Here is a 2,077-nt window from a genome sequence, read left to right as displayed (position 1 = left end):
CCCGCCAATGCACCGGCCTGTATCATTGCCGCGCGTATGTACCAGGTAACGCAGGACCCTGCAGACATGGACTGGGCAAAGAAAATTTACCAGTGGCAAAAAACCACGCTGGTAGATCCGGCATCCGGCCTGGTATACGACGGTATTAACCAGGATGGCAGCGGCCAGGTGAATAAAGACTGGAAGTTCACTTACAACCAGGGCGTGTTCATTGGCGCCGGTATAGAGCTGTATAAGCTCACCGGTGAGCAGGGCTACCTGAACGATGCATTGAAAACAGCCAACAACTCCCTCTCCGGTGATTTTACCAAAAGCAATATCCTTAAAGATGAAGGCCAGGGCGATGGCGGTTTATTCAAAGGCACACTGGTACGCTATCTTATGCTGCTGATCACAGACGGTGACCTTAGCAGCACAGATAAAACAAAGTTTGCCAGCTTTTTGCAGCTGAATGCGCAAACACTGTGGCTGCAGGGCACATCCCGTCCGCAGGTGATCTTCAGCCCCAACTGGACCAGCGTTATTACCACCACCGACCTTACCACACAATTAAGTGGTACTATGGTGCTGGAAGCAGCTGCAAGGCTGAAAGAAATGGAGCTGATTGACTAATGTGCAAATATGCAGGTGTGCAAATGTGCAGATGAATGCGGGTGCTGTTAGCTGAACAAACACCAGCACATTAAACAACAAACGCCAATCCATCTGCACATCTGCATATTTGCACATCTGCACATCAAAACCGTCTTTTCGTCCAACGATAAGCGTTTTTCATAGGTTTATGCAGTAATAACCGCCTTTTTTACGATTTTTGAAATCGCATGAGCCGGTTTTTACTGCATATTTTATTCTGGGTAGTGTACCTGCTGCAGGATTCGTTACTGCAATTTCTGTGGGTAGCCCCCGCCATTCCGCAGGTACCGGAAGGCAAAGCCTTTGTAATGGCCGTGATGGCCGGCATAGCCGCCGGTATCCCTAAAATGATCTTCATCTATTTCATCCTGGGCTTTTCCATGCACAGGATCCTGAAAGAAGGCAGCCGCATCTGGCTGGAAGCCCTTTACATTACCCTGGTGTTTATAGTAGTGCTTGTATCATACCGCGCAATATTCTCCTATTACGTGTACATGAATATCTATCACGGTTTGCTGAAACCCTCGCCCATGTTTGGCGGCAGCAGCCTGCTGGTAGCTGTTATGGACTTTGGTTTTGTAACCGGCACCGCCGTTACGCTGCACCTGCTGCGCAAACAGCTTACCAGCAAGGAGCGGGAAAAGAACCTGGTAAAAGAAAAGCTGGAAACAGAGCTGAAGTTCCTGCGCAACCAAACCAACCCGCACTTCTTATTCAATACGCTGAACAATATTTATGTGCTGGCCCGTAAAAAATCAGACCTCACCGCAGAAATTGTAATGAAGCTCTCCAAGCTGCTGCGCTTTATGCTGTATGAAACCAGCAAAACTTTTATACCCGTTGCCGACGAAATAAAAATGCTGGATGATTATTTGGAGCTGGAAAAGATCCGCTATAACGACCGGCTGACCATTACTTTTGAAAAAGAGATCGACAATGGGGCCTATCCCCTGGCCCCCCTGCTGCTGCTGCCTTTTGTGGAAAATGCATTTAAGCACGGCGTTAGTGAATCACGCTTCGATTCTTTTATTTACATTGATATTAAATTACGGGAAGGCCGCCTTAGTTTCCGTATTGAGAACACAAAAGAAAATGGCGGTACACACCCCGTAACAGATAATATCGGGTTAGGTAATGTGCGGCGGCAGCTGGAGCTGATGTATAAAGATTATCACCTGGAGGTAGAAGACCAGCACACGCTTTTTAAAGTATACCTGACCATAAACCTGGATAGCCATGCAAAAATATAGCTGCCTTATTGTGGAAGATGAGCCGCTGGCCGCAGAAGTGCTGAGCGATTATATTCAGCAGGTGCCTTTCCTGCAGCTGCAGGGCATTTGCAGCGATGCCATTTACGCCATGGAAATACTGCAAAAAGAAAAAGTAGATGTAGTGTTCCTGGATATTCACCTGCCCAAGCTCAAAGGCATGCAGTTTATAAAAG

At 47.5% G+C, this 2,077-nt stretch carries 3 protein-coding genes; all 3 read left to right on the top strand.

Annotation, left to right across the window (positions count from 1 at the left end; translation table 11 throughout):
- Nucleotides 1–612, top strand: a 612-nt coding sequence (locus tag VIM87_RS19585; RefSeq protein WP_331998635.1) for a glycoside hydrolase family 76 protein, incomplete at its 5' end; no start/stop codon positions are given.
- Nucleotides 613–821: 209 nt separating this feature from the next.
- Nucleotides 822–1,883 carry a sensor histidine kinase gene (locus VIM87_RS19580; RefSeq protein WP_331998634.1) on the top strand — a complete coding sequence of 354 codons (1,062 nt, stop codon included), beginning with the start codon at nucleotides 822–824 and terminating at the stop codon, nucleotides 1,881–1,883.
- On the top strand, nucleotides 1,870–2,077 hold a 208-nt coding region (locus VIM87_RS19575), incomplete at its 3' end, for a LytR/AlgR family response regulator transcription factor (protein ID WP_331998633.1). The genes VIM87_RS19580 and VIM87_RS19575, both read left to right, overlap by 14 nt.

The organism is Chitinophaga sp. (genome assembly GCF_036569125.1).
Lineage (GTDB): Bacteria > Bacteroidota > Bacteroidia > Chitinophagales > Chitinophagaceae > Chitinophaga.
Note: the sequence above shows the minus strand (reverse complement) of the source record. Positions and strands in the feature narration are given on the sequence as shown.

Excerpts from the sequence above, each read along its gene's own strand:
- VIM87_RS19580 (WP_331998634.1), top strand. The coding sequence starts at position 822 with ATGAGCCGGTTTTTACTGCATATTTTATTCTGGGTAGTGTACCTGCTG.